General features: G+C 42.8%; 22 protein-coding genes. 8 read left to right on the top strand and 14 right to left on the bottom strand.

Going from position 1 to position 25,036, the window contains the following annotated elements; genetic code table 11:
• Positions 1 to 16: 16 nt before the first annotated feature.
• Both R8P61_03505 and R8P61_03500 read left to right on the top strand, forming a co-directional pair.
• Positions 17 to 1,345, top strand: coding sequence for an ABC transporter permease (locus R8P61_03505; protein MDW3646105.1), 1,329 nt, complete (start codon positions 17 to 19; stop codon positions 1,343 to 1,345).
• Between the two features lie 130 nt (positions 1,346 to 1,475).
• Positions 1,476 to 2,921 carry a TolC family protein gene (locus R8P61_03500; protein MDW3646104.1) on the top strand — a complete coding sequence of 482 codons (1,446 nt, stop codon included), beginning with the start codon at positions 1,476 to 1,478 and terminating at the stop codon, positions 2,919 to 2,921.
• A gap of 20 nt (positions 2,922 to 2,941) precedes the next feature.
• Here the strand turns inward: R8P61_03500 and R8P61_03495 are convergent, their stop codons facing one another.
• The 5 genes from R8P61_03495 to R8P61_03475 form a co-directional block, all read right to left on the bottom strand.
• Entirely contained in the window at positions 2,942 to 3,889 is a 948-nt protein-coding gene (locus R8P61_03495; protein ID MDW3646103.1) for a S41 family peptidase, read from the bottom strand.
• 47 nt (positions 3,890 to 3,936) lie between these two features.
• Entirely contained in the window at positions 3,937 to 5,355 is a 1,419-nt protein-coding gene (locus tag R8P61_03490; protein MDW3646102.1) for a serine hydrolase, read from the bottom strand.
• 121 nt (positions 5,356 to 5,476) lie between these two features.
• Entirely contained in the window at positions 5,477 to 6,304 is an 828-nt protein-coding gene (locus R8P61_03485; protein MDW3646101.1) for a DUF4097 family beta strand repeat-containing protein, read from the bottom strand.
• Positions 6,305 to 6,313: 9 nt separating this feature from the next.
• Positions 6,314 to 7,042: a hypothetical protein gene (locus tag R8P61_03480; GenBank protein ID MDW3646100.1), complete on the bottom strand. Its 729-nt coding sequence runs from the start codon at positions 7,040 to 7,042 to the stop codon at positions 6,314 to 6,316.
• An 11-nt stretch (positions 7,043 to 7,053) separates the two neighbouring features.
• The gene (locus R8P61_03475) at positions 7,054 to 7,608 is read right to left on the bottom strand and encodes an RNA polymerase sigma factor (protein MDW3646099.1); all 555 of its coding nucleotides are present in this window, start codon (positions 7,606 to 7,608) and stop codon (positions 7,054 to 7,056) included.
• Between the two features lie 133 nt (positions 7,609 to 7,741).
• On the opposite strand from R8P61_03475, the gene R8P61_03470 reads away from it, so the two are divergent.
• Together R8P61_03470 and R8P61_03465 are read left to right on the top strand one after the other, a co-directional pair.
• Complete coding sequence (locus R8P61_03470; GenBank protein MDW3646098.1) at positions 7,742 to 8,221, top strand: hypothetical protein; 480 nt, start codon at positions 7,742 to 7,744, stop codon at positions 8,219 to 8,221.
• A 32-nt stretch (positions 8,222 to 8,253) separates the two neighbouring features.
• On the top strand, positions 8,254 to 9,213 hold the full coding sequence (locus R8P61_03465) for an alpha/beta hydrolase (GenBank protein ID MDW3646097.1): 960 nt from the start codon (positions 8,254 to 8,256) through the stop codon (positions 9,211 to 9,213).
• Between the two features lie 2 nt (positions 9,214 to 9,215).
• Here the strand turns inward: R8P61_03465 and R8P61_03460 are convergent, their stop codons facing one another.
• The 4 genes from R8P61_03460 to xseA all read right to left on the bottom strand — a co-directional run bounded on the left by R8P61_03460 (position 9,216) and on the right by xseA (position 12,131).
• Entirely contained in the window at positions 9,216 to 9,749 is a 534-nt protein-coding gene (locus R8P61_03460) for a hypothetical protein (GenBank protein MDW3646096.1), read from the bottom strand.
• A 52-nt stretch (positions 9,750 to 9,801) separates the two neighbouring features.
• Positions 9,802 to 10,191 carry a VOC family protein gene (locus R8P61_03455; GenBank protein MDW3646095.1) on the bottom strand — a complete coding sequence of 130 codons (390 nt, stop codon included), beginning with the start codon at positions 10,189 to 10,191 and terminating at the stop codon, positions 9,802 to 9,804.
• A 161-nt stretch (positions 10,192 to 10,352) separates the two neighbouring features.
• A complete protein-coding gene (locus tag R8P61_03450; protein ID MDW3646094.1) occupies positions 10,353 to 10,946 on the bottom strand; it encodes a hypothetical protein in 594 nt (197 codons plus the stop codon).
• Between the two features lie 6 nt (positions 10,947 to 10,952).
• Positions 10,953 to 12,131, bottom strand: a complete 1,179-nt coding sequence (xseA, locus tag R8P61_03445; protein MDW3646093.1) for an exodeoxyribonuclease VII large subunit — start codon at positions 12,129 to 12,131, stop codon at positions 10,953 to 10,955.
• 123 nt (positions 12,132 to 12,254) lie between these two features.
• Between xseA and R8P61_03440 the strand changes: the two genes are divergently transcribed.
• The 4 genes from R8P61_03440 (at position 12,255) to R8P61_03425 (ending at position 18,823) form a co-directional block, all read left to right on the top strand.
• Positions 12,255 to 14,207: a T9SS type A sorting domain-containing protein gene (locus R8P61_03440; protein MDW3646092.1), complete on the top strand. Its 1,953-nt coding sequence runs from the start codon at positions 12,255 to 12,257 to the stop codon at positions 14,205 to 14,207.
• Positions 14,208 to 14,372: 165 nt separating this feature from the next.
• A complete protein-coding gene (locus tag R8P61_03435; protein ID MDW3646091.1) occupies positions 14,373 to 15,881 on the top strand; it encodes an aldehyde dehydrogenase family protein in 1,509 nt (502 codons plus the stop codon).
• A gap of 199 nt (positions 15,882 to 16,080) precedes the next feature.
• The gene (locus R8P61_03430; GenBank protein MDW3646090.1) at positions 16,081 to 17,073 is read left to right on the top strand and encodes a threonine/serine dehydratase; all 993 of its coding nucleotides are present in this window, start codon (positions 16,081 to 16,083) and stop codon (positions 17,071 to 17,073) included.
• 169 nt (positions 17,074 to 17,242) lie between these two features.
• The gene (locus R8P61_03425; protein MDW3646089.1) at positions 17,243 to 18,823 is read left to right on the top strand and encodes a hypothetical protein; all 1,581 of its coding nucleotides are present in this window, start codon (positions 17,243 to 17,245) and stop codon (positions 18,821 to 18,823) included.
• Between the two features lie 100 nt (positions 18,824 to 18,923).
• Here R8P61_03425 and R8P61_03420 read toward each other — a convergent pair whose 3' ends face one another.
• The 5 genes from R8P61_03420 to R8P61_03400 all read right to left on the bottom strand — a co-directional run bounded on the left by R8P61_03420 (position 18,924) and on the right by R8P61_03400 (position 24,851).
• Positions 18,924 to 20,060, bottom strand: a complete 1,137-nt coding sequence (locus tag R8P61_03420) for an acyl-CoA dehydrogenase (protein ID MDW3646088.1) — start codon at positions 20,058 to 20,060, stop codon at positions 18,924 to 18,926.
• Between the two features lie 108 nt (positions 20,061 to 20,168).
• The gene (locus R8P61_03415) at positions 20,169 to 20,738 is read right to left on the bottom strand and encodes a hypothetical protein (protein MDW3646087.1); all 570 of its coding nucleotides are present in this window, start codon (positions 20,736 to 20,738) and stop codon (positions 20,169 to 20,171) included.
• Positions 20,739 to 20,765: 27 nt separating this feature from the next.
• Positions 20,766 to 21,425 (bottom strand): outer-membrane lipoprotein carrier protein LolA, encoded by a 660-nt coding sequence (locus tag R8P61_03410; GenBank protein MDW3646086.1) that lies wholly within the window; start codon positions 21,423 to 21,425, stop codon positions 20,766 to 20,768.
• Between the two features lie 100 nt (positions 21,426 to 21,525).
• Positions 21,526 to 22,188: an outer membrane lipoprotein carrier protein LolA gene (locus R8P61_03405; GenBank protein MDW3646085.1), complete on the bottom strand. Its 663-nt coding sequence runs from the start codon at positions 22,186 to 22,188 to the stop codon at positions 21,526 to 21,528.
• 26 nt (positions 22,189 to 22,214) lie between these two features.
• Positions 22,215 to 24,851 (bottom strand): DNA translocase FtsK, encoded by a 2,637-nt coding sequence (locus tag R8P61_03400; protein MDW3646084.1) that lies wholly within the window; start codon positions 24,849 to 24,851, stop codon positions 22,215 to 22,217.
• Between the last annotated feature and the right edge of the window lie 185 nt (positions 24,852 to 25,036).

Below are 25,036 nucleotides of genomic sequence, written 5' to 3'. Positions count from 1 at the left end.
GCTCTAATCTTTCAGCATGCTTAGAAAACTCAGCTACAACTTTCTGATTGGCATAGATGCCATTTCACAGAATAAACTACGTGCAATTCTCACTTCTCTGGGAATCATTTTCGGGGTTGCCTCAGTAATCGCCATGCTTGCCATTGGGCGAGGGGCAGAACTCGCAGTCCTTGAACAAATGGAAGCCCTTGGGGTGAATAATCTCATTATCAATCCGGTAGTAGAACAAGAAGAAGGAGAAGTCGAGGAAGAAGAGGATGATCGACAACCTGTTCGCTTTACGCCCGGCCTGACTATGATGGATGTGCTCAGTATGGAGGAACTCCCACATATAGATCATGTCAGTCCTGAAATTGTTATGGATGTACTCGCAGTCAGGGAAGGGAGGAAAAGAAGTACCAAACTCGTCGGCGTCCGAAACAGTTATTTCGGAGACCTTGGGTTTGAATTGCAAAGCGGAAACAAATTCAGCAAAGAACAATTAAAAAGAGGCTATCCGGTTTGTATCATCGGAAATGATATCAAAGTCAAATTCTTTCCCACAGAAGAAGCCGTAGGAAAGCAGATCAAATGTGGAAAGAACTGGTTGACCATTGTGGGGGTTTTGGGAGGAAGAAATATCTCCAAAAATATTCGAGATGAATTGGGCATCCGGAATTATGATCTCGATATCTACATTCCTGTCCAAACCATGCTCCTCCGCTATAAGAACCGCTCTCTGGTGACCCGTACAGCCCTGACCCGCGCTCAGTGGGACAATAATGATGATGACGAAGATGCTCCTCCTAAAAATTATCATCAACTGGATAAGCTTGTGATTCGGGTAAAGGATACCCGCTATATGCACCAAATAGCTGAAATCAGCCACCGAATGCTGTATCGTCGCCACAACAATGTTGTGGACTATGAAATCATCGTTCCGGAACTCCTGCTCCAGCAAAAGCGAGAGACAACCCGACGATTTAATTTCGTTTTGGGAGCAATTGCTTCTATCTCCCTTCTAGTTGGAGGAATCGGCATCATGAACATTATGCTAGCCTCAGTCCTTGAGCGTATCAAGGAAATTGGATTGAGACTCTCTCTGGGAGCGACCAAACAAGACATCGTCTACCAATTTATGGGCGAAGCAGTTGCTATTAGCATCACCGGAGGAATCCTCGGCATCTTCCTCGGCGTCAGCTTTAGCTTCATTATCAATCAATTTACCGATACAGAAGCCATCGTTTCCGGTTGGTCCATTTTCTTATCCTTTTTCGTAGCCCTCATTGTCGGATTGATCTTTGGGATCTATCCAGCTCAGAAAGCAGCGATTCAGGATCCGGTTGTTTCATTGAGATCCAACTAAAGTGTTGTCGTTCGGAAGTGTTATAGTGTTGTTGTTTATCCCTTCTACAGAAAAACCACAACCCTATAACACCACAACACTTCTTTCCACGAACACCAGAACACCAGAACACTAAAAAAACCTACACGCTATGCGTCTTATTTTCATACTCTTGCTGAGCTTGTCACTCTCTCAGCTTTTCGCACAACAAACACGAACCCTCAGCCTGGAAGAATGCCTGCTAATCATTCGTAGCGAAAGTCCGAATGCAGAAATTGCACAGTTCAATTTTGAAGAAGCAGAAAACAACTACCAGGCCTATCAATATGGGCTTTTACCTCAACTAACCCTCTTTGCTAATCTTCCGGGACTTACCAGATCGATCACCGGGATTACCCAGGATGATGGTTCAACCCTGTTCCAACCTCAAAGTCAGCTTTTTTCAAGTGCGAATCTTGGTTTTAGTCAGGCTTTGCCATTCACAGGAGGACGCATTACCCTCTTCTCAGGCTTATCTAACTTTCAATTGCTGGAGGATAATGAATTGAGTTTATGGCGAACCTCTCCTATTTCGATCAGTTATTCCCAACCTCTTTTTCAGCCCAATAGAATCAAATTTGGCCTGGATAATGTCAAAGCTCAATATCAATTGGCCCAGGTGAGCAAACTGCAGGACATCGAGCAGGCCGCTGTGGATTTAACCCTCATCTATTTCGATGCCATTACCTCCCTCAGTGAATTGCAACAGGCGGAGATCAATGTGCGGAACAATGATACCATTTTCAAAATATCCGAAGGAAGATTTAGTGTGGGGAAAATAGCCGAGAATGAATTACTGCAGAGTGAACTCAGTTTGATGAATGCCCGAGCAGATAAACAGCGCGCAGAACTCCAATATGAGCAATCTCTTCAGCAATTGCGGAGACTGCTGGGAATGGGAGAAGATCAGGCTTTAGAATTGGTTGTGCCAGAGAATTTGCCGCCTGTAAATGTTGATCCGGACTTCGCAGTAGCCCAGGCTATGAAATACAGTCGTTTGGTACAAAGTGGCAAAGTCAATGCACTCAATGCAGCCCAACAGGTCAAAGAAGCCCGAGCAGATAACCGCTTCAATGCAGATATCACGGCCAGTTTTGGATTGAACCAAACCGGTAGCGATTTATCCGAAGCCTACAAAAATCCCATCAATCAGCAAAGCTTTAGTGTAGGCCTGAATCTTCCCATTTTTCAGTGGGGAAGTGGAAAGGCTGAAGTAGATGCCCGCCTTGCTCGTCAAAAAGCAATCATCATGAGTCAGGAGCAGGCAGAACTCAATTTTGGAGATGATATCCGCTATCGAGTCCTTACCCTGGATCAACTCCGCACCCAACTGGATATTTCTGCCCGTTCTGATACTATTGCCAGAAAGCGGTATACCATCACCAAAAATCGATACCTGATCGGTAAGGTCAGCATTCAGGATTTATTTATCGCTCAGGACGAAAGAGATCGAGCACGGCTTCAGCATGTCAACAATCTCCGCAATTTCTGGGTAGCTCTTGCACGCTTGCGAGCGGACACACTATTCGATTTTGCAAAAGGACAACCCGTAGAATAATAGCTGTCCGAATTTGCTCATCAATCATGCAGCTTAAGAACTTCTTTTAGTTCCTTCAATGCAAACTCCAGGGCCTGGTCTGCCGGAACGGAAATATCGGGGATTACTCCTTTTCCTTCCCAGTTTTCCTGGCTTTGGGGATGTAGGGCTTGGCCTATGGGAACAAGTAGCAAAAAATCCTCCGCGGGGAACATCTCTTTATAGGTATGTGCACCTCCCCGGCTGGTCTCTCCTATGATTTGCGCTCGCTTCTCCATTTGCAAGGCAAAGGCAAAGGCTTCACTGCCTGAGAAAGTCTTTTCACTTGTCAAAACAACAAGTGGGATATCGAGAAATTGCTTACCCGCTACAAATGGCAAGGTCCATGTTTCCTCTATTTCCTCCGAAACTTCCCGATAGTACCAATTGAAGAGATGAGTTTTTGCAGGCAGAAAATAACTCAGCAATAAACGGACGGTATAGGAATTTCCTCCTCCCCGACTTCGCAGATCTAAAATCATAGCGTCAGATTCAGCCAGGAAATTTGAAGCAGACTCAATTACTGGAGCAAAAAGTTCGGGGGAAGTAAACTTAGTAATCTTCAGATAGGCAATATTTCCTTCCAGAAATCTGGCCTCAGGGATTCCAAAATTCATGGCTCTTCTTTTCTCATATTCTCTTTGCAAATAAGAAGCGGGAGTCGGCTCCGGATTTTCTTTTTCCCCACCGATATAAATAAGAATGATATGAGGATCGTTCACCACTTCACGGATAGAAAGCTGCAAAGCTTTTCTGAACCTTAAGGGATTCGAATATTGAGCAAAACGCCCCTTTTTCCACTCCTGATGTAAATGCTCGGAAATGAGTCTTCCCTTCTCAGGAAAGACATAATGCCTTTCGAATAAACTCGCTGTATTCTGTACTATGCTATCACGGGCCTCCAGAGATATTTGACTCTGCTGAGCAGTACCGATTTGGTAAGATGCCATTAAAAGGAGGAGAGTTAACCATCGATTTACAATCATACTAAGAAAAATTAGTGAGTAGTTAATTCTTTTATCTTTTCCACTCCATGTTGGTTATCGGGATTGAGTTGGACAGACTTTCGATAGTATTTGAGGGCTAAATCGATTTCCCCTATTTCTTCGTAGCCTTCTCCCAGGCTATCATACACATTCCAGGCATCCGGATGCTCCTTTACATTTAGCTTAAAAACTTCCAGGGCATCCTCATGTCTGCTTCTGCCCAACAAATCATAGCCAATTGAGTTGAGTACTCCTTCGAAACTCTTTTGCGGATTTTCTTTTTTCAATCGCTGATGTTCCTCAAAAGCTTGCTGTATATTTTCCCCAACAAAAGCATCCCATAAAGCATCCTCTGCCAAAGCTCCTTTGTCTTCCAGGTCTTTATCGACCATTCCTGCCAGGTGATTGATAATTCCATCTATGCTGACTCGGTATTTCGCTCCATTGCTAAGAAAAATGATGCTGATATTCTCTTCCCGAAACTTGCGAAAACCAGCAACTCCCCCACCGGTAAAGCCAAGTGAATTTCTTCCATTTACCTGATAAAAACCCCAACCATGCGCAAAGCGGTCAGGCGTATCGAACCTAAATTCACTCCACATCTTTGCTTTGCCATTTTCACTCAAAACTTTGCCCTGATTCAACAATCGATCCCAACGAATCATCGCAGGCAGAGAAAGATTGAGTCCATTGCCGCTATGGGCAAAAGGTGGATTCACATAATCGATTTTTTCCCAGGTATTGCGCTGATAATTCAATTGATAGCGCTGGGCTCTATGAGGTATCACTTCCTGTGAATTGGAAGAAAAGAGTACATTTGGCTGCTGCCCTAAAAATTGTTGATCGTAAATGATCTCCTCAAAGCTTTTATCGCTTTGCTTCTCCATGATCTGTTTTAGCAGGAGAAAGTTGGTTTGGGTATAGCGGAAACGATTGCCTGCCGGAAAGTAGATCTCTTTTTTGAAGGTAGTCGCCAAAACTTCGTCCTCATCCGGAGATTCTATCCCTCCTAATTCTGGCAGTCCGGATGAATGGCTAAGCAAATGCTTGATTTTGACTTTCTTCCAGGCATTCGGCAAGCCCTTCAGGTATTTGCTTATCGGATCCTCCAGAGAAAATTTGCCTTTCTCCATCATATGAAAAGCCGCCGTTGCAACGATAGGTTTCGTCAGCGAATACACCCGAAAGATGCTCCGATTGTCTACCTTCACTTTATGCTCCAAATTTGCATATCCGAAATAGCCCTCATAGATGAGTTGGTCTTTTTTCAGGATGGCAACTGCAAGGCCGGGAATTTCGGAGCGCTTCAGAACTTTCTCCAGGTAGTTGTCTATTTCGGCTGTCGATTTTTGTTTTTGGGCAATAAGGTTTTGCTGTATCCCAAAACTCAAGCTCAACAACAATAAGTAAATAAGCATTTTGCCTTTCATGTTTTGTAAAAATTAGGTGTAATGGATGCTCCTCTTTTGAGAGAGGATATAGATTCCCCAGGTCCCAAAGGGACTTTAGGTTTTGTTCAGAAATGTCAGGGTAAAGAGGTCTTAAGAAATACTAGTCTGCTTTTCTCAGATAAATATTGCCTCCTTTTGTTTGAATAGTTAATACAGGTCCTCCTCCATTCAACTTTGCGTAGGACCATTTATTGGCTGGGGAAAGTTGAAACAGCTCTTCCACCTTTCCCGCATCGGAGCTGCTTTCTTCTTTTTCGTAAAAATTCAGATCAAAGCCACTATAAATAGAGCCCAAAATCGTTTTCAACTTCAGCAAACTTTTGTACTCTGCGGGAAGGCTCACATCTATATCCCCACTTACATTGCTCAAGATCATACTTTTGGCATCTGGAATTCCCGCAAAGCTTACCGTAATGTCTCCATCATTGGTACTGGCATTTACAAGCCCTTTGATGTTTTTGGCAAAAATATCTCCTGAATTACTTTCGACATTTACATTTCCCAGCAAGCCTTCGACTTCAACCAAACCCCCAAATCCATAATGAATAAATAGATCTATTTCCCGGGGAACCTCCACATAAAACTTCAGGTCTTTCTTCCATTCTTTCGATTTGATCAGAACGACATTTCCAGACGAACTGATATCCAGGTCTGCATTATTGTGAGAAATCTTCTTCAGCCCTTTCGCTTTTTCATCTCCAAAGCTTTCAAAATCCCCATGGAGCTTACTTTCTTTGGCTTCATATTTTAGCAGTACATCCTTGCGATCTTTGCCCAAAACCTGGATATCCCCCTGATAAATCCAGATGTTGATCTCCTTTTTAGCTCCTTGTTCATCAAAAGGAATTAAGACTTCTTTCTCCTGTGCTTTTGCAGAAAAGCATAGTGAAAGGAGAAGTAAGAAGCTTATGAGATGTTTTGTATACATTTTTTCGAATTATAATTGAATCAATTGTTGCTTCAGAGGGCCTTTCAAAGCTTCCGGAAAATCCTTATTCAATCTATCCAGAAATTCATCCTCATCCATTGCCTTTCCACTTGTAGCTATGCTTTGCGCCAATTCGATCAATACAATACTGGATTCCTGATAAGGAATGGCCCGAATCAAACCTTCGCGCACCTTTTCTCTGCTATGATATTCACCGAGCACATCCAGACAAGCCAATCTGACATTGCTACTTTCGTCATGAATGAGTAAAAATAAAAGGGCATCTATGCCAGTCTCATCCCATTGCTCTTCTGAATGACTATTGGCGATCAGGTGAATTCGTTCACTGATTTCATCCGTCTCTATCAAACTTGTCAGAAAGTCGGCCGGCTTGCTTTTTGATTGATTTTCACGATTCAAGCCCCCCAACCAGAAAGCAATCAGAAAGAGGAGGATTGCAGCGGCTACTGAATAAAGGGGAGAAAGCTTGAAAGAGATAACAGCATTCCTGGCGGACTTTTCTGGCTCATTTTCCAGCATCGTATAAAAAGCTTTATCCATTTCTGTACTATCGCCCATATCAGACTCAGATTTTAAATGAGCCATGATATCTGAAAAAGGGCCAAGTTCATCCAACTGGATTTCACCTGATTCGATGAGATATTCCATCCGCTTTTGATCTTCAGCTGATAAGCGTGAAGTCTGATAGGATCGTATGAGTTTATCTTTCTCTTTCATAAATGGATCCGCTAATAATCCGAACGCGCCTGAACCTCTGCTACAAATGACTTGAGTTCCTGCATAATGCGAAAGACCTTTACTTTCAAAGCAGATTCTCCAAGACCGTATATCTCTGCCAATTCTCTATACTTTTTCCCATGTATCTTGACCAGTGCCAGCAATTCACGCTTTTCTGGACCGAGTTGATCAAGGGCTTTTTGTAACAATTCTTCTTTTTCTTTTTTCTCCACCCATACTTCCGCTACTGGAGCCTGGTATTGTATTGCTACTTCTTTTTGTTCCAAAGAGCTGGCTTTGTGTTTTTCCTTTTGCTTCCATTCGTCTTTCAACACATTCCTTGCGATACTAAAGAGCCAGGATTTCACACTCCCTTTGGCCGAAAAATTTCTGCTATACCTCAAGACTTTCTCAAAGGTAAGTTGGACCAGGTCTTCACTCTTCTCTCTTTCTCCCGAAGCATTGTAGAAAAAGCTCCATAAGACTTTCTTGTAGCGCTCATACAAAATTCCACAGGCCTCTGTTTGCCCGCTTTGGATTCTTTGGATGAGTTTTTCGTCAGTCAATGCTTGGAAATGATTTACAAGAAGGTAGACATAAGGAATTACAGAAAGTTACATCTCGCCTGAATTTTTTTATTTTTCAGCTGAGAAATCGAAATCCTTATTCATTTTAAGCATACTCATTATGTACGGGCACATGAATATACTCTTCATCTTCCTCAGCCTTTTTTTCTTCGCTTGTGAATCAGATCCGACCGGCCCCAATGAAAACCCCATGGATCCCGGAAATTCCTCTGAAGAAGTATCCGTTACCAAAGTCGAAGCAGCAGGTTCTCCCGGCAGTTATACCTTTAGCGTTACGCTTTCCAGTCCGGATACGGGTTGCGATCAGTATGCGGATTGGTGGGAGGTCTTTCGGGCAGATAGTAGTTTGGTGTATAGACGAATTCTGGCCCATAGCCACGTCAATGAGCAACCCTTTAGTCGCAGCGGAGGCCCTGCCGACATACAAGAAGATGAAATTGTCTTTATTCGAGGCCATATGAATAATCTGGGTTATGGCAGACAGATATTTAAGGGAAGCGTGAAGGATGGCTTTGTCCTGGATAGTCTGGAGAAAAGCTATGCAGCAGGATTGGAAAGTACCGCTCCTTTGCCGGATGATTGTGCTTTTTGAGGATTTTCTTCTCTGTTGTATTTTTGCCCTTGATGAAAAAGCTCAAGAAAACTTTCCTGATCATTGGACTCTTCCTGCTATTGGCTGGAAGTTCTCTGATTTATTTCCTCTACAGTAGAGAGGCACCCATTACCCAGGGCGAAATCGAATACCAATTGAGCTATAAAGAAGGCCTGGCCCTGGACCTTTATGAACCTACCCAGAATCTATATGAGCTCAGGCCGGTTCTCGTTCATTTTCATGGAGGAGCCTGGATTGGGGGGACGAAAGAAGCAATCAATAATGCCAGATTTCATGGAGCCATTAATGCCCTGAGAGCAAAAGGATTTGTAGTCATTTCCCCTAACTATACCCTGGCCGAAAGTGGAAAATCGCCTTTCCCAAAATGTGTAGAAGATGCCCTGGATGTGATGAAATGGGTAGAAGAACATGCAGAGGAATATAGCCTGGATTTACAGAATGTTGGCTTAATGGGGGAATCCGCAGGTGCACATTTAGCCATGATGGCAGCTTATGCAAACGGAAAAGAATTTGGCATTTCCTACTCCTATCCCATCAATTATCTGGTTGATGTTTATGGCCCTGTTGATCTCAGAGCTTTGTATGTAGATTCCGAAATCAGAAAAGAATTAACAGCCAGAATTGAAAACTTTCCGGCTCCCATAAAAAAGGGCCTGGATCTTTCTCAATATCTGTTTGGCTTTGATCCTCAAAGCGATACGACGAAAGCATGGGCCTTTGCTGGCAAACATTCGCCCATTAGCTATTTTGAATCCGATGCGCCTCCACTCCTCATAATACATGGAGATATAGATCGCGTAGTTCCCTATCAACAATCTGTCCTTTTACAAGCAAAAGCAGATTCACTGGGTATTGTAAATGAGATTCACAAACTGGAAGGCAGCGATCATGGTTTTATTGGGGCAACTGCGGCACAGAGAGATAGCGTTCAAAAGTGGATTGAAGATTTTGTCCTTACCTACCATAAATAAGCTTATTTCCAATCAAATGCTTCCACCTCTACTTTATTCTCAAGCTTCTTGATAAAGAGGACTTTCTTATTGAAGACATCAATCTTGGAAATGACTTTTTCATCTTCCGAAAAGCTTTGAAGTAGAATTTTATCTTCCCCCAGACGAGAGGATCGCCAGAATTCGAATACTTCCTGTTTTCGATCCCAGGCCAACACAAAAAGGACGTCAAATTTTTCTCTTTTTTCAATCTCGTGGTTGTTGAAAATGTTGCCATCTTCTACATTGAATACCATCCTCTTTTTTTCTGTATCGTAGGAATTTTCATAATAAACGTTCCGTATGAGCTTATCAGTTCCTATATCAAAGAAGTGGCTCAAATGATCTTTGCCAATATCATAGATGCCTAAATTGGTAGTGAGCAAGGTGTTCTCATCTACGCGGGATTTTACAATTCCAGATTTTTGTTTCTCGGTGGGACTTACATAAATATAGAGTAGGTTAAATTCCCGGTCGTAGTCTGAATTTGCATACGGACGAGGCGTATATTTCTGCATATTTCTAAGGTATCCTTCCTTTTACGGTTTTTCTTCTGGCAAGGGTGCTTCCTCAAATTTCATACAATTCCAGGGGCAAATCATCCGGATCAGCAAAGAAAGTAAACTTTTTGCCGGTCAACTCATCCGGTCGAATCTCTTCCACCTCAATCCCTTGGGCAAGCAAGGCGTCTCTTTCTTTGGCTACATCCTCTACTGCAAAAGCCAAATGCCTGAGTCCCTGGGCTTCGGGGCGGGAAACTCTTGGCGGGGGATTAGGGAAAGAAAATAGTTCTATTACATAGTTCTCTCCTATAGCCAAATCCAATTTGTAGGAATCCCGTGTTTCTCTATAGGTTTCTTTGAGAATCCGCAAACCCATTACTTCTGTATAAAAGCTTTTGGAACGCTGATAATCTGAACAAATGATGGCTATGTGATGGATATTTTTGAGCTGGAGCATGTTTTTCAATATTTCCATAGGTCATCTCGAAGTTTGGTAGCGGGAAGGCCTGCGTGCTGAGAGATCATGTATTATCTATAATCCTTAAAAACAAGGTCTCTCGGCGCAGCATCCATCGCTTAGTCAAGCCTCGAGATGACCTACTTGAAATTTCTGCACTCTCAAGAACTAATCAACCTGAGCCAGGTCCGAAAGATGTCTTCCCCTTTATCTGGAATTTTGCGATAATCCCCCAAAGGAATAAAACTGCTAAGTTTGCAAAAATCTCTGAGTGTATGATCAATGTGCGAATTGGAACTCAAGGCGAGTAAACCTTCTGCATCTGATTCCCAAATCCAGGGAGATTCCTGAGCAGCATAGTAGGCCGGAAAAGGCAAATGCTTACGGGCGGACAATAATTTTTCGGAATAAGCTCTTTGGTATTTCCCACTCAAAATGAGATGAAAGCCAATCGGATGTCCCCAAAGGATCATGCAGCGAAAAAGGAAAATATCTTCCTTTTCCAGTAAGCGAGGGAAATCCAACACCCGATAAGAATAAGACTTATAATTCTCTCCGCGGGAGGTCTTGGGGAAAGGCATAGAGAGATCAATATCCAGGAGCCCCTGGTATTCATCCAATAACTGCAATTCACGATCGGCTAACATCGATAGAATTCCTTCCAGCTTAACCCAAACCTTTTGTTTGAGTGGCATAAAGTCACGGTCAGCCAAAACGCCGAATTCTTCCGGATCCAATTGATAAGAAGTGTCCATGATATTCTATGATTCTTCTACACGGGATTTTTTTCGCCCATCTGTAAATATCGTCTCTATTTGGTCTCCAGCCTTGATATTTTCCGCAGATCTTTGAATTTCTCCATCTTTTAGGGTCAGGGAATAGCCTCTTTCCAGCAATTTGGTCATATCCAGACCCTTGAGCTGAGTTTCCAGCAAATCCAGGGCATGACGTTTTTCTCTCAGATTTTTATTGAGATTTTCCTGTAAACGATATTCATAATCATCCAGAACCTGGCGCTTAAAGTCTATGAAATACTGTAAGCCTCGCTGGATTTGGAGTTCGTATTGATCTAGGGTATATAGAAATGCATCCTTTTCCGGAACGGCATGCTCTGCAGCAGCTGTAGGAGTGGATGCGCGAAGGTCTGAAGCAAAATCCGCAATGGTAATATCAGTCTCATGTCCTACCCCACAGATAATGGGGATATCTCCCTTTCTGATGGCTCGGGCCACAGCTTCTTCGTTGAAATTCCACAAGTCTTCCAGCGAACCTCCTCCTCGAGCCAGTAGAATCACATCTGCCTTGCTTTCCTGCGCCAATTTCAAACTATTGACGATGGATGAGACTCCTCTTTCCCCCTGAACTACGGTCGGATATAAAACTACTTTTACCCGATCATATCGTCGGGCAATCGTTCTCAGCATATCTTTTACAGCTGCTCCCGTAGGTGAAGTAATAAGGGCAATCTCTTCCGGGAATTGAGGGATAGGTCTTTTGATAGCAGGATTAAAAAGGCCTTCTTCCTGTAAATTTTGCTTTAAAAGGAGAAATCGCTGATACAGATCTCCCATGCCTTGCTTTCTCACAGATCGCACCATCAACTGATAGTTACCCCTGGGAGCATAGACAGAAATCCCTCCATTGGCCAGTATTTTGTCTCCTGCGGCTATTCGAGGAGCCAATTGAGCATAACTCTTAAACATCACGCAATTGAGCTGAGAATCGCGATCTTTCAGGCTGAAGTACACATGGCCCGATCGGTGATAGGTCAAATTGCTCACCTCTCCACTTACCTGCACATTGCGCAGAATACTATCTTCTTCCAGCAAATGCTTGAGATAGTGCGTCAGTTCACTGACCGAATAACTTTTATCTGATGGCTTTCCAAACACAGGAACGAAGATAAGGAAAAGAGAGATAAGGTAATTGGATTTTCGCATGCTTTGAGATTCCCTTATTTTTAAATTCTTTTTTACCTTTAGCAGAATCATTGGGGGGCGACTTATTTATATAGATCTATCTACTCCCTATTTATTTACCCTTTATTAACATACCACACTACTATGCGACTACTGGCATCATGCTTTTCCAAAGTACTATTACTTGTATCTTTCTCCCTTTTCACTCAAGAGCTTATTTCCCAAACCCTTCTTTCCGCTGATGGCCCGGGGAATACCTATGAGTTGATTGAAAGCGTTTTAGCTCCTGGTTATAATCCAATTGAAGTTCCAGATTGTTCACATGGCACTTTTGGAAGGCATATTGACGAAGTATTCGACAATGAACTCCAAAGCAATGTATTCAGGTTCTTTATTCATAGGGACCAGGATGATGATCGTTGCATAAATTTTGACCGCCAAAGGAATGAGATCAAGTCTTATGATCAATCCCCTGACAATCTTCTTGGAATAGAAGGTGAAACGGTAATTTACTCCTGGAAATTCAAATTGGATGCAGGATTTCAACCATCTAGTAGTTTCACTCACTTACATCAGATCAAAGCAGTTGGAGGTTCAGAATCCAGCATGCCACAAATCACCCTAACTGCAAGAGCAGGGAGTCCTGAAAATCTCGAATTGAGGTATGCAGAAAGTAATACTCAGCTTACCCTTGCTACAGCTCCTTTATCGGATTTCAAAGGAGTATGGGTGGAAGCCACAGAGACAATTACCTATGGGGAAACTGGTTCTTATGAACTTTCTCTCAATAGAATTAGTGATAATGCAAGCTTGTTTTATTACCAGGATCCTGCGATTAGAATGTGGAAAACCGGAGCAGAATTTCAACGACCTAAATGGGGGATTTACCGCAGCCTGAATAATAGTGCACAATTGAGAGATGAGGTAGTACTCTTTGCCGATTTTTCAGTTGAGGAGATTGTATCCAATAATTGTGGTCTTAGTAGTTCATTTTCTCCTAACCCTCTTACCCATGCAGGGACTGGAGCAAATTCAACTCATGTGAGTTTGCCAGCAAATAGCGAGAATATCAACTTTACAATTACTGGCATCAACAGTAGGACAAACGGGCCTTCCTCAAAGCATTACAGTGAATTAGTCAAAGTATCATATGTGAATGGATCCGGTTCTACAATATCCTATGGAAGTTATAGTGCGAGCAATGTTTCCGATGTAAATATTGATATTCCAGGGCAGGTACAATCCATCAGCCTTAGCCTCGAAGACGAACTTGACGGTAATACAGGTAGCACGCAAATGAGCATAAGCCTATCAAATGTTAGTTATTGCCAGGGGAATGGGGAACCCTGTTCAGATGCTGATAATGATGGAGTATGCGACGGCAATGATGTTTGTCCGGGATCAGATGATTTACAAGATGCAGATGGAGACGGTATCCCGGATGGATGTGATGACTGTCAGGATGTCTCAAATAGTTTTCCTAATTCGAACTTATCGCATAGTGGGACAGGAAGTAGCAGTACAAGCATTAATCTCGCAAATCAGGAAAATATTTCTTTTAGCATTTCAGGTATTGGCTCCAAAACAAAAGGGAAATCTGACAGTCGGTATATTGAAGAGGTTTCCATTAGCTACCTAGATGGCACAGGCACTTTGGTGAACCTGGGGCCTTTTTCAGGAAGCAATCAAAATTCAGCCAATATAGATATAAATGGGGCCGTAAGTCAGATCACTGTTAATCTCCGTGATATTTATGACGGTGATGCCCCCAATATAAGTATCTCTTTATCGGCCATTAGTTCCTGCCAAACCTCCAGTTCTAACCGTTTCGCTAATCCAGATGAATGGGAGGATATAAAAGCTTATCCAAATCCATTTAGGGAGGAATTTATAGTATCACTTCCGATAAACGATCCTACTCCTATAGAAATTCAAGTTTATGATATGCTCGGCCATGTCATTTACCAGAATAAGCTAATTGCTAAGCAGAAATATGTAAAAATACCAGGAGAGGAATGGAGTCCTGGTTTATACTTTATAAAAGTATTTTCTCCTGGAAAGCATAAAGTTATCCGTTTGCTGAAAGCAGAAAATTAAATGAGGCAAAGAGATTTGATCTAAAAAAGAGAGGAATGGAACATAAAAGTTTCCATTCCTCTCTTTCTTTTCAAAACAGCTCTTCACAAAAAATTTCTGATAATATTCCTAACTTATACTTGATTGGAGATACATATGTATCTTTTGTAAATAAATGTAATTGAGATGCCCACTACTACCTCCCATCCCACCAAGGATCAGGCCGTCATTGAACGCCTCCATCGCATTTTTGAACTTCAACAAAAAGCCTTTCAGCAAAATCCCTATCCAAGTGCTCAGGAACGTATCGAGCTCATGGAAAGAATCCCGCGAATGTTGAAGAAGCATAGGGAGAAAATTTTAAATGCACTGGAAGAAGATTTTCAGGGACACTCCCGACAACAAGGAGATTTGATCGAAATACTGGGGATGTTTGATCGGGCGAAATACAATATCGCTCAGGTAAAAAAATGGATGAAACCCATTCGCAAGGAAGTCAATCCGATTACATTGGGTAGCTCTAAAGCTTATCTGAAATATCATCCCAAAGGAGTTGTCGGCAATATGGTTTCCTGGAATTTCCCTTTTGACATTGGCCTGGGTCCGACCCTGGATTTATTGGCAGCAGGAAACCGGATAATCATCAAACCTTCTGATCTGTCTCCGGCTTGTGGAAAGGTTTTGGAAGAAATCATTGCTGATACATTTGAAGAGGATCAGCTAGCAGTGGTAAATGGAGGCCTTGATCTGGCCATTCATTTCCCCAGCCTGAAATGGGACCACCTCATTTATACAGGGAGTGGAGTTGTGGGCCGAAAAGTGATGGAAGCTGCTGCAAAAAACCTGGTTCCGGTTACGCTGGAGCTTGGAGGGAAAAGTCCGGTAATACTGGATGAAAGCGGGATTTCGGAGGAAAGCATAGCTGATATTGCCGGAGTAAAGGTTGTCAAGCGAGGTCAGATGTGCGTTACAACGGATTATTGCCTGGTTCCTGAGAATCAGTTGGAAGATTTCTCCCAGCGAATGATCCATCATTTCCAGCTGAACTTTGCCGAAGACAATTGTAGTGCCAATGCCTGCGGAATCATCACCGACAGACATCTGAAGCGTTTGCAGGAATTGGTTGATGAAGCCAAAACCTCAGGGGCCAAAGTGGTTCAGATAGGTTCAGATTTGGATGGCAGTAATAGAAATATGCCATTTTATATCATCGTGAATCCTCCTCAGGAATTGCGGATAATGCAGGAAGAAATATTTGGTCCTATCCTGCCCATCATTCCTTACAAAAGTACACAGGACGCCATTGACTATATCAATGCAGGAGATAAGCCTCTGGGATTATATATTTTCTCAAAAAATCAGACTTTCATAGATACCATCAGTACCCACACTCAATCAGGTGGAGTAGCGGTCAATATCGCAGCCCTTCAAGCCGCACAACCCGCTCTGCCTTTTGGGGGAGTTGGGGAAAGTGGAATGGGACATCATCATGGAGTCGAAGCCTTCCGGGCATTCTCAAATCCCAGAGGATATTTTGTAAAAGGTAAAGGCGGCACCTTTGACGCCATTACTCCCCCCTACAATCAGGCGACAGCGCATTTAATAGATGAGGTAGGCTATGCTTCTCTGGGGAAACAACTTCTATTTGCACTCAAGACGCTGCCCAAAAACTTATGGGCACGTATCACTGCTTAAACTGAGCTTATACAGGCCTATAATAAATTTTCCTTTCCTGATCTGTCTTGCTGAATTTGGCCTACAACTCAGCCCTGATATCTTATGTCTAAACGGATCAAATAATTCTCCCGATTAATTCTGAATCGGAAGAGAAATTTATTTTTTTTAATCTTTCTCCTTATCCATATTTACGATTCCTACCAAAATTCATTAAGATATGACAACTGCTATTGCTCCCGATCTCCAAAGCGTACAAAAAGCCATTTCCTTTCTGGAAAATCTGACAGTAAAAACCCCTGTTCATAAATGGGAAGGGCAGGTGAAAGATCGATTGGCAGGCAAGGATACAGAAGTCTATGTCAAAATGGAACTCCTGCAACATGGAGGGAGTTTCAAGACTCGGGGAGCTCTGATCAATATGGCAGATTTATCCGAAGAAGAATTAAAACGAGGAGTTACTGCCGTAAGTGCGGGAAATCATGCAATAGCTACTTCCTACGCAGCCCGTCTCATGAATAGTCATGCAAAGGTCGTGATGCCTGACAATGCTAATCCTGCAAGAATTAAAAAGTGCAAAGAATTGGGAGCTGAGGTAATTCTGGTTCCGGATGTTACGGAGGCATTTCGTATGGTTGAGGAAATTCAGGAAAAAGAAGGCAGAAAGTTTATTCATCCTTTCGAAGGGCAGCTTACCGCTACAGGAACCGCGACCCTGGGTTATGAATTTCAGCAACAAGTCCCCAAACTGGATGCCTGTATCATTCCTATTGGCGGTGGGGGTTTGGCAGCGGGGATGTCCACAGGCTTGAAACTGGCAAATCCGGATATCAAGATTTATGGGGTTGAACCAGTAGGGGCTGATACCATGTACAGAAGCTTTCAATCAGGCAACACGGAACGATTGGATAAGGTCAGAACCATTGCAGATAGTCTGGGAGCTCCCTTTACTATGCCATATAGTATGGAGCTTTGCATGCAAAATCTGGAAAAGGTTGTCTTGATTGATGACGACATGATAAAAAGCAGCATGGAGTTGATATTTCGCGAATTGAAGCAGGTCGTTGAGCCTGCAGGCGCCGCCTCTATGGCGGCCTTGTTAGAGAAATTGAAAAATGATCTTTCAGGGAAGCGGGTTGGCGTCCTAATTTGTGGTTCCAATATTGACCTCGAGACTTTCTATCAGTCGCTAAAAAATGCCAAAATATGGTAATATTTTACTGTTGACAATTTACGAAATCCATTAATACAGCAATTCTTGCCGTTCAGCCGTAGTAAAAGGTAATTTGGTGTCTTAAAAATTACTTTTGTACTGAGGAACGCGCCTTTTGGCAAGAAAGCAAAATGGGGTTCATAATGTTGTCTTCAAAAATCCATTCCTTGTGAAGCTTTTATACCTATGCCTGACCTTCTCTTGTTATCTCCTTTGGAGTCCCTTTAATATGTTCGGCCAGTTGGTCGGTCATGTAGATCATGCGTTCGGAGAGAAAGGATTTGTGAGCTTGAATGAGGATGCTTCTCCCGAAGACCCCCATTGCCTGGGAACACAGGCAGATGGGAAAATTCTGATTGCCGGCAAGGCTTACAAAGATGATAAGGAAAGCCTTTTCATCAGTCGCCTATTTGAAGATGGATCTGTTGATCTCGAGTTTGGATACAATGGTCGGGTAGACCTTGGTATCGAAGGTGAGATTCGTGACATCCAGGCTCCAAATCTAAGCCACATATATCTTACCGGATATATCACTACCAGTAAAAAAGACAAAGATTTTCTCCTTATCCGACTGAATAATGACGGAAGCATTGATAAAGACTTTGCCAGTCAGGGAAGAAAGATTCTAAACCTGGGCGGTACAGACGAGGCAAGCTCCTTGACCTTTCAGGAAGATGGGAAACTGCTATTGGCAGGTAATACTTATGCTCAAAGCTGGATCCAAAGAGATTTTGCCATCGTTCGTCTTGAACCCAATGGTACAATCGACTGGGGATTTGGCAATGGAGGAATCAAAAGAATTGATGTAGGCAAATACGATTCTTTTCAGGATCTTCTTGTACAGGAAGACGGAAAGATACTCGTCTGCGGATATACCAAGCCAGAAAGATTTACCAAGTTTGCGATCTTCCGTTTGGATACAGATGGAAATCCTGATCCACGATTTGACGGGGATGGGATCAAGATCATGGATATTGGTGTTGAAAATGGCTTTTGTGAAGGAATGGCTTTGGATAAAGACCAAAATATTCTCCTCATGGGCCATACCCGTCGCAACCAATATGCCCGTGGATTTGATTTCGTAGTCATCAAGCTTTTCCCAAATGGCATGCTTGACAGAGGCTATGGAGACGAGGGGAGTGGAATCTCCTATATCGATTTGGGAGGCACTGAATATGCGACAGGTATGCATATCCAACAAGATGGGAATCTCCTCCTGATGGGAACCAGTAACCACAAAGTAACCGTAGTTCGTATCAATGAGCACGGCAAACTGGATAAATCTTTTGGTACTGATGGCCAATTAACCAATGAGAATTTCAAACTGGGACGTGAAAAACTTTATGATTTCACCATCCAGGACAACCATAAAATCCTGCTTGCAGGAATGGCAGATGAAGCACCTTTTGTTTCCAGAGTTCATGGAAATCCAGACATCATGGGATTGGAAGAAATTCTGATGAGTCCCTGGGAAGGAGGTCTTTCCAAAAGCAAAAAATATGCAAGTCTGAGCCTTAGCAATGATTTCAGCTTCAATGTGTGGCTGGAAGGAGAGCACTATCCTGATGCAAAGGGTTTGTATCTCTCCCAAGGTTCCGGGGCTGAAGCTATTTTACCTATACGGGCCTTTGCGGCAGAAAGAGCATATCTGCAGATTGGACAAAACTGTAAATTAACGGCCCTTTGGGATACAGAAGATAAACTTCATATTTATCTCAATGGGAAATACGCTTATACTTTCTCAGACTAAGCCCTGAGATTCATAATGTTTTGGTGCGTACGCATCAATTTGAGCGAAAAAAAACCTGCCTTCCGACAAAGGCAGGTTTTTTATGTTATACATGATATCCTTAGCGCAAGTCTCTTGCGATGGTCATTCTTTGGATCTCACTGGTACCTTCATAGATTTCAGTGATTTTGGCATCACGAAGAAACCTTTCTACATGATACTCTTTCACATATCCATTTCCACCATGGATCTGGATGGCTTCATTGGCACAAAACATAGCCGTCTTTGAAGCATGGAGTTTTGCCATAGCTGCGGATGCTGCATAATCCATTCCCTGATCCTTTTCCCAGGCAGCACGATAGACAAGTGCTCTGGAAGCTTCCAGTTCCATCTTCATATCGGCTAATTTAAACTGTATCGCCTGGTGATTGAATATCTCGGTCCCAAAAGCCTTGCGGATTTTGGAATACGCTAAAGCTAAATCAAAAGCGCCTGCTGCAATACCTAGGGCTTGAGCAGCAATACCGATTCGACCTCCGTTGAGGGTCTTCATGGCGAATTTAAAACCAAAGCCATCCTCTCCTACCCGATTCTCCTTGGGGACTTTCACATCGTTAAAGTTCAAGGAATGGGTATCAGAACCTCTGATTCCAAGTTTATCCTCTTTAGGCCCCACCTCAAAGCCTTCCATACCTTTTTCGACAATCAGGCAGTTGATCCCTTTGTGTTTCTTTTCTCTATCTGTGTGCGCCATGACCAGATAAGTATCGGCACGCCCTCCATTTGTGATCCAGTTTTTGGTTCCATTCACCAAATAATGATCTCCCATATCTATAGCGGTAGTCCTTTGTTGTGTTGCATCACTTCCCGCTTCGGGTTCTGAAAGGCAGAAGGCTCCCACAGTTTCTCCCAGAGCAAGAGGTTTGAGGTATTTTTCCTTTTGCTCATGGGTTGCAAATTCATTTAGACCCCAACAAACCAGCGAATTATTTACAGAAATGATCACTGAAGCAGAGGCATCCCATCTGGACAATTCTTCAATCGCTATTACATAAGAAATCGTATCCATTCCTCCTCCACCATAATTGGGGTCAACCTGCATTCCCATGAATCCCAGTTCTGCCATTTGATTTACCAGTTCAGCAGGAAAGTGCTGCTCATTGTCGCGCTCAATCACCCCTGGCTTTAAAACAGTTTCGGCAAACTCACGGGCCATATCGCGAATCAAATTATGTTCTTCCGTCAAGTGTAAATTCATAGTCTATATAAATATATTATGCATGCATACTATTTGGACTGCAAAGAAAGCCAAAATGTTTAAGTCATCCGTTAAAAAGATTTAATAAAAATGAGATGACTCAGGCTTTTAGTTCAAAGCTCCCATCTCCTCCAGCTTTTTCCAAGCCAATTTCGACCAGGTACTTTCCAGGACCTGTCGAGATTCGGGGAGGTTGGTTCGTATCAAAATATGGAAGCGTGAAGACACAGCAGCTTCTACATAGTGTAACTCATTTCTCTGATCAAACCAATTCCAGGCGAATACGCTGGATTTCTCTTCTGGCCAGACCTTAGGCTTATTACCCTCAGATCGCTGTGCATCTTCATATTTCTCATAAAGTCGCATAACGGCTCTTCGGTCAGCGGCATAGTCCATCAAAAATATCTCCACAAAACTTCTATCAGCCTGAAAATATACTTTTCGGGCTTCAGTCCAGGACATATGACCTGATAGAGGGATATTCGTTTTTTCTTCTGTGGAAATAAAGGGTTCCCATTTTTCGGGCAGCACCTCCTGTAGGTCTTGTGGAAGCCGGGGGAGGGTATCTGAGCGAGCGATTCTTTCTGCTACTTCCTCAGCGATCAATTCTCGTGACCATACAACTTCCTGTACCTGTGTTTCAGGAGTAGTACAGGCAAAGAGTAAGAAGTACGACAAGAAAATTGATAGTCCTTTCCTCATATCCTATCTGCGCAATTCAATGCCCGGGTAGTTTTGCGGGCGGAAAACAAAGGTTTCATTCGGAACCCCCATATTATATCTCAAATTTGAAAAAGAAAAAGTCCTTTGTCGTCTTTGTCTATCAAGGAAGGTAACCTTAGCCAGAAGTTTTGTCTCTTCATCATACCAGGCGTAAGCCGTGGAATAATTGAGGTCAGAAGATTTCATCAAGAAGCGGATCTTATGAGTTCTGGTCCCATCATCCAGCAATTCGATGCCTTGATAATCTTTCTTTGAGGGGCTGAAATACATACTGTAAATCAATTGCATAATATTTCCATAGGTCCACTCCCCCATGCTAAATACCATATATTCATTTACACCGGGCAGGTATACCCAAATCCTTTTACCATCACAAAAAGTCTCTTGTTCCCGCATTTTCATGACGTACTTGGCCTGCTTGATCTGGATAGACCCCCTTTGAATGCGTTGCCTACTAGAAATCCCCTTCACCAGATAGGAAAAATCAATTTCCATATCCTCAAGATTAAAATAGAAATCCTGGGATGCCTGAATGATTTCTTCAGCTTTTTTGTCCTGAAGTGAGGGGCTTCCCTGATGAATTAAAAATCCTGAAGATATCAGAAAAACTAATAGCATCAGCGGAATGGTGTTTTTGTTCATTACTATAAATATAAATCTCCTAGAGCAAGAGGTCAAATTTGCAAAAGTTCAGACAAAAAAAAAGCTCCCCATCTAGGGGAGCCTTTTAATGATATTTTTTCTAGCCTTCCCGTTCATCATAAACATCAACATCTGAATGCTTGTTGATGTCGAATTGAAAATCTTTATCTGAAAGACCTTTATTCGTTGAGATGGAAGAGAATTCATAAGTCGTAACCGTCTGCTTTCTGTCGATCAAACTTACTTTTTCTAACATCTTGCTTGAAATGTTTATCCAGATATTGGCCTGATTATATTCAAGGTTTTGGTCCTTAACTGCCAGATATATCTTATGACATTTCTTTCCGTGTATTACTTCAGTGCCCTCATATCGTGAACTGGCACTGGCCTGATAGACTCCCAAAATGGATTCGAGGGACATTCCCTCTTCACTAGGGTCATAGTTCAGGATGGTTACTTCCTTATCTTCTGGAAGGTAAAGCCACAGGGTCTCACCATCGCAATAAATTTCCTGATCGGCCATTGATAAAACATACTTGTTTCCTTTCTTATATTTTACCTTGCCGGTTCTAGCTACTGGTGCGAGACGGGTACTCTTGTTTTTAATTTCGTATCTGAGGTTTGCAGAAAAGTCTTTGAGAGACTCCATTTTTGTTCTCGATTCACTAAGAATCTTTTCGGACTTTTCATCTAAAATCTGGAATCCAGAGAGAAGCATAAGCACGACACTCCACAGGAGGCCATGTTTTATCACATTTTTCATTCCTTTTTCTTAAATAGATTCTAACACTACGGCAAGGTGCTCAAATACCGTTCCAACTCCGCATCATCCTGGATCAAAACGTCTCTCGCCTTACTTCCGGAATGTGGGCCGACGATACCTGCGCGCTCAAGCTGGTCTATTATTCTACCCGCTCTGTTGTATCCAAGTTTCATTTTTCTTTGAATTAATGAGGCGGAGCCCATTTGGTAGCGCACAATCATGCGTGCGGCTTCATCAAATCGGCTGTCTCTTTCAAAGGGTTCGTCTAGGCCTCCGTCTTCTTCTCCTTCGGTCGGAATCTCAGGAAGGAAATAGGGTTCTGGGTACCCTCTTTGTTTCTGAATATGATCTACAATACGCTCTACTTCAGGCGTATCGATAAAGGCATTTTGAATACGGATCAGATCACTTCCAGTCGAAAGCAGGAGGTCTCCCCTACCTACAAGTTGATCTGCTCCATTGGCGTCAAGGATGGTGCGGCTATCTACTTTTGAGATAACGCGATAGGACATCCGAGCCGGGAAGTTGGCTTTGATGATACCGGTAATAACGTTTACCGACGGACGCTGCGTAGCGACAACCAGATGGATACCTACTGCACGGGCAAGCTGGGCCAAACGAGCAATCGGCATTTCCACTTCTTTGCCCGCTACCATCATCATATCCGCCAATTCATCTATCACAAGCACAATGTAAGGCAGGAATTTGTGGCCTTTGCGTGGATTGAGCTTGCGGTTTTTAAATTTAAGGTTGTATTCTTTGAGGTTACGGACTCTGGCTTTTTTCAGCAGGTCATAGCGGTTATCCATCTCAATACATAGACTCTTCAGTACATTGACGGCATCCCTTACATCCGTAACAATCGGCTCATCTCCCTGATTGGGAAGCTGAGCGAGAAAGTGATGAGAAAGAGATTGATAGAGAGTCATCTCGACCTTTTTGGGGTCAATCAGGATAAATTTTACTTCTGCCGGATGCTTTTTATACAGAATTGAAGCAATGACTGTATTCAATCCGACCGACTTACCCTGGCCTGTCGCACCTGCAATCAGCAAGTGAGGCATTTTATTGAGGTCCCCTACAAAAACTTCATTGGAAATAGTTCTACCAATAGCAATGGGAAGTTCTGCCTTTGTGCCCAAAAATTTCTCCGTGGACATTACCCCTCTGAGAGATACAGTTTCCGGTTTGGAATTTGGCACCTCTATCCCGATCGTACCTTTACCCGGCATAGGAGCAATGATACGAATCCCTAAAGCCGCCAAGCCAAGTGCGATATCATCTTCCAGGTTTCTGATCTTGGAAATACGTACCCCTGCAGCTGGAACAATCTCATAAAGGGTAACTGTAGGTCCAATCGTGGCCTTAATGGATTTTATTTCAATACCATAATCCCCCAGGGTTTGCAGGATCTTGTTCTTATTGTCTTCCAATTCCTGACGATTAACTTCTCGCCCCTGACCAGAACCATGATCTTCCAATAATTCCAGGTGAGGTTTCTGATAATCACTCAGTTCCAGGGTAGGATCGAAATCTTCATCCGCAAAAATCTCTTCTGCATTTTCCAATTCCTGATCTTCTTTAGGAACGATCTTTTCGACTTTTCCTTCTGCACCTTTTACCAGTCCAATATTATCCTCCCCAATCTGTTCCAGTTCTTTGTGAACGAGGGGAGTTTCTACTGGAGGAGTCACAATTTCCATCGTAGGCTCATCTGCCGTTTCCACGATCGTCAACTCCAATTGGCCATCCGGATTACTTTCTGCCTGCTTTTTAGCCTCTTCTATTCCCGGCTGACTTAGTTCCAGAGTTACTGGATTCGCAGATTTGACTTCAGGCTCTTTTGTCTTTTCAGCTTTAACTGTGGTGCTTTTCTTTTTCGCAGTCGATTTAATGGGTTTATTTTGAGGAACCGCCTCAACTCCCAGCATGGAAGCTAAACGTTCCTTAAATGTCTTCTTATAGCGCACAGGATGATTCCCTCCTCTTGCTTCAGCTCCCGGCATACTTTCTTTCAGCCTTTCTACCAAGGAAGAGGTTCTAACCTCCACATTGAAATTGAGGACTATGAATACGATAATGAAAGAAATGAGGAGGAAGGCTACTCCTACTTTGGCTATATATTGAAAAAGCCACAGATTGATGGCAACTCCTATGCCTCCACCCCAAAAGACTTTGGCTGGATCAATTAGCAATTCTATATAGGAGAAAAATACGGTTCCAAAGAAAAGAATGAATGCGACGTATTTGAATAGTTTGCGTGCCCAACCATAATACTCAGGATCATCCTCAAACATGAGCAAGCCCATGAATAGCCCAAAAATGGGAATAAGAATACCAAATAGGCCGAATCCTTTACGGATCAGCATATCAGCCATCCATGCACCAATAGGGCCCAGAATATTATTGACCTTATGGGCCTGGGCAACTCCTACTTCTGTCTCAGATTGATCTGCATTGCCTGTAAAAAAGTAGGAAATACAGGCGATCAGGGCGGCAGCACTTACAAGAACTACAATCCAGGTAAACAAGGACCAGTTTTGGTGACGTCTGGCAGGGTCTTGAAAAGAGCCCAACCATTGACTCATACTAGTGATGGGTCCGGTTGTCTTCTTTTTGCGGCTACTGCTTCGTTTGCGTCGTGTGGATGTATTTTTCGCCACGAAATTTCTGATTATTTCTGTCTCACTTAATGCATTACTCTAACTCAAAGCCTAAAACAGACTGAACTAGAGATAGTTACATTCCTAAGTCGAAGATACAACTTTTTTTTCATACCCAAAAAGTATTTGGGAAAATGTGGATGGAATGTAGAAAAAAGCAAAAGGGCCTATAAGCCATCTGACCT

Source organism: Bacteroidia bacterium (assembly GCA_033391075.1).
In the GTDB taxonomy this organism is placed as follows: domain Bacteria; phylum Bacteroidota; class Bacteroidia; order J057; family J057; genus JAWPMV01.
This window is presented reverse-complemented; position numbering and strand designations above follow the sequence as displayed.

Bases quoted from the DNA above. Each gene is read 5' to 3' on its own strand.
- R8P61_03405 (MDW3646085.1), bottom strand. From the start codon at position 22,188: ATGAAAAATGTGATAAAACATGGCCTCCTGTGGAGTGTCGTGCTTATG.
- R8P61_03480 (MDW3646100.1), bottom strand. From the start codon at position 7,042: ATGAAAGAGAAAGATAAACTCATACGATCCTATCAGACTTCACGCTTA.
- R8P61_03505 (MDW3646105.1), top strand. From the start codon at position 17: ATGCTTAGAAAACTCAGCTACAACTTTCTGATTGGCATAGATGCCATT.
- R8P61_03450 (MDW3646094.1), bottom strand. From the start codon at position 10,946: ATGGACACTTCTTATCAATTGGATCCGGAAGAATTCGGCGTTTTGGCT.
- R8P61_03460 (MDW3646096.1), bottom strand. From the start codon at position 9,749: ATGCAGAAATATACGCCTCGTCCGTATGCAAATTCAGACTACGACCGG.
- R8P61_03435 (MDW3646091.1), top strand. From the start codon at position 14,373: ATGCCCACTACTACCTCCCATCCCACCAAGGATCAGGCCGTCATTGAA.
- R8P61_03410 (MDW3646086.1), bottom strand. From the start codon at position 21,425: ATGAACAAAAACACCATTCCGCTGATGCTATTAGTTTTTCTGATATCT.
- R8P61_03455 (MDW3646095.1), bottom strand. From the start codon at position 10,191: ATGCTCCAGCTCAAAAATATCCATCACATAGCCATCATTTGTTCAGAT.
- R8P61_03430 (MDW3646090.1), top strand. From the start codon at position 16,081: ATGACAACTGCTATTGCTCCCGATCTCCAAAGCGTACAAAAAGCCATT.
- R8P61_03470 (MDW3646098.1), top strand. From the start codon at position 7,742: ATGAATATACTCTTCATCTTCCTCAGCCTTTTTTTCTTCGCTTGTGAA.
- R8P61_03500 (MDW3646104.1), top strand. From the start codon at position 1,476: ATGCGTCTTATTTTCATACTCTTGCTGAGCTTGTCACTCTCTCAGCTT.
- R8P61_03440 (MDW3646092.1), top strand. From the start codon at position 12,255: ATGCGACTACTGGCATCATGCTTTTCCAAAGTACTATTACTTGTATCT.
- R8P61_03495 (MDW3646103.1), bottom strand. From the start codon at position 3,889: ATGGCATCTTACCAAATCGGTACTGCTCAGCAGAGTCAAATATCTCTG.
- R8P61_03420 (MDW3646088.1), bottom strand. From the start codon at position 20,060: ATGAATTTACACTTGACGGAAGAACATAATTTGATTCGCGATATGGCC.
- R8P61_03485 (MDW3646101.1), bottom strand. From the start codon at position 6,304: ATGTATACAAAACATCTCATAAGCTTCTTACTTCTCCTTTCACTATGC.
- R8P61_03490 (MDW3646102.1), bottom strand. From the start codon at position 5,355: ATGAAAGGCAAAATGCTTATTTACTTATTGTTGTTGAGCTTGAGTTTT.
- xseA (MDW3646093.1), bottom strand. From the start codon at position 12,131: ATGCGAAAATCCAATTACCTTATCTCTCTTTTCCTTATCTTCGTTCCT.
- R8P61_03465 (MDW3646097.1), top strand. From the start codon at position 8,254: ATGAAAAAGCTCAAGAAAACTTTCCTGATCATTGGACTCTTCCTGCTA.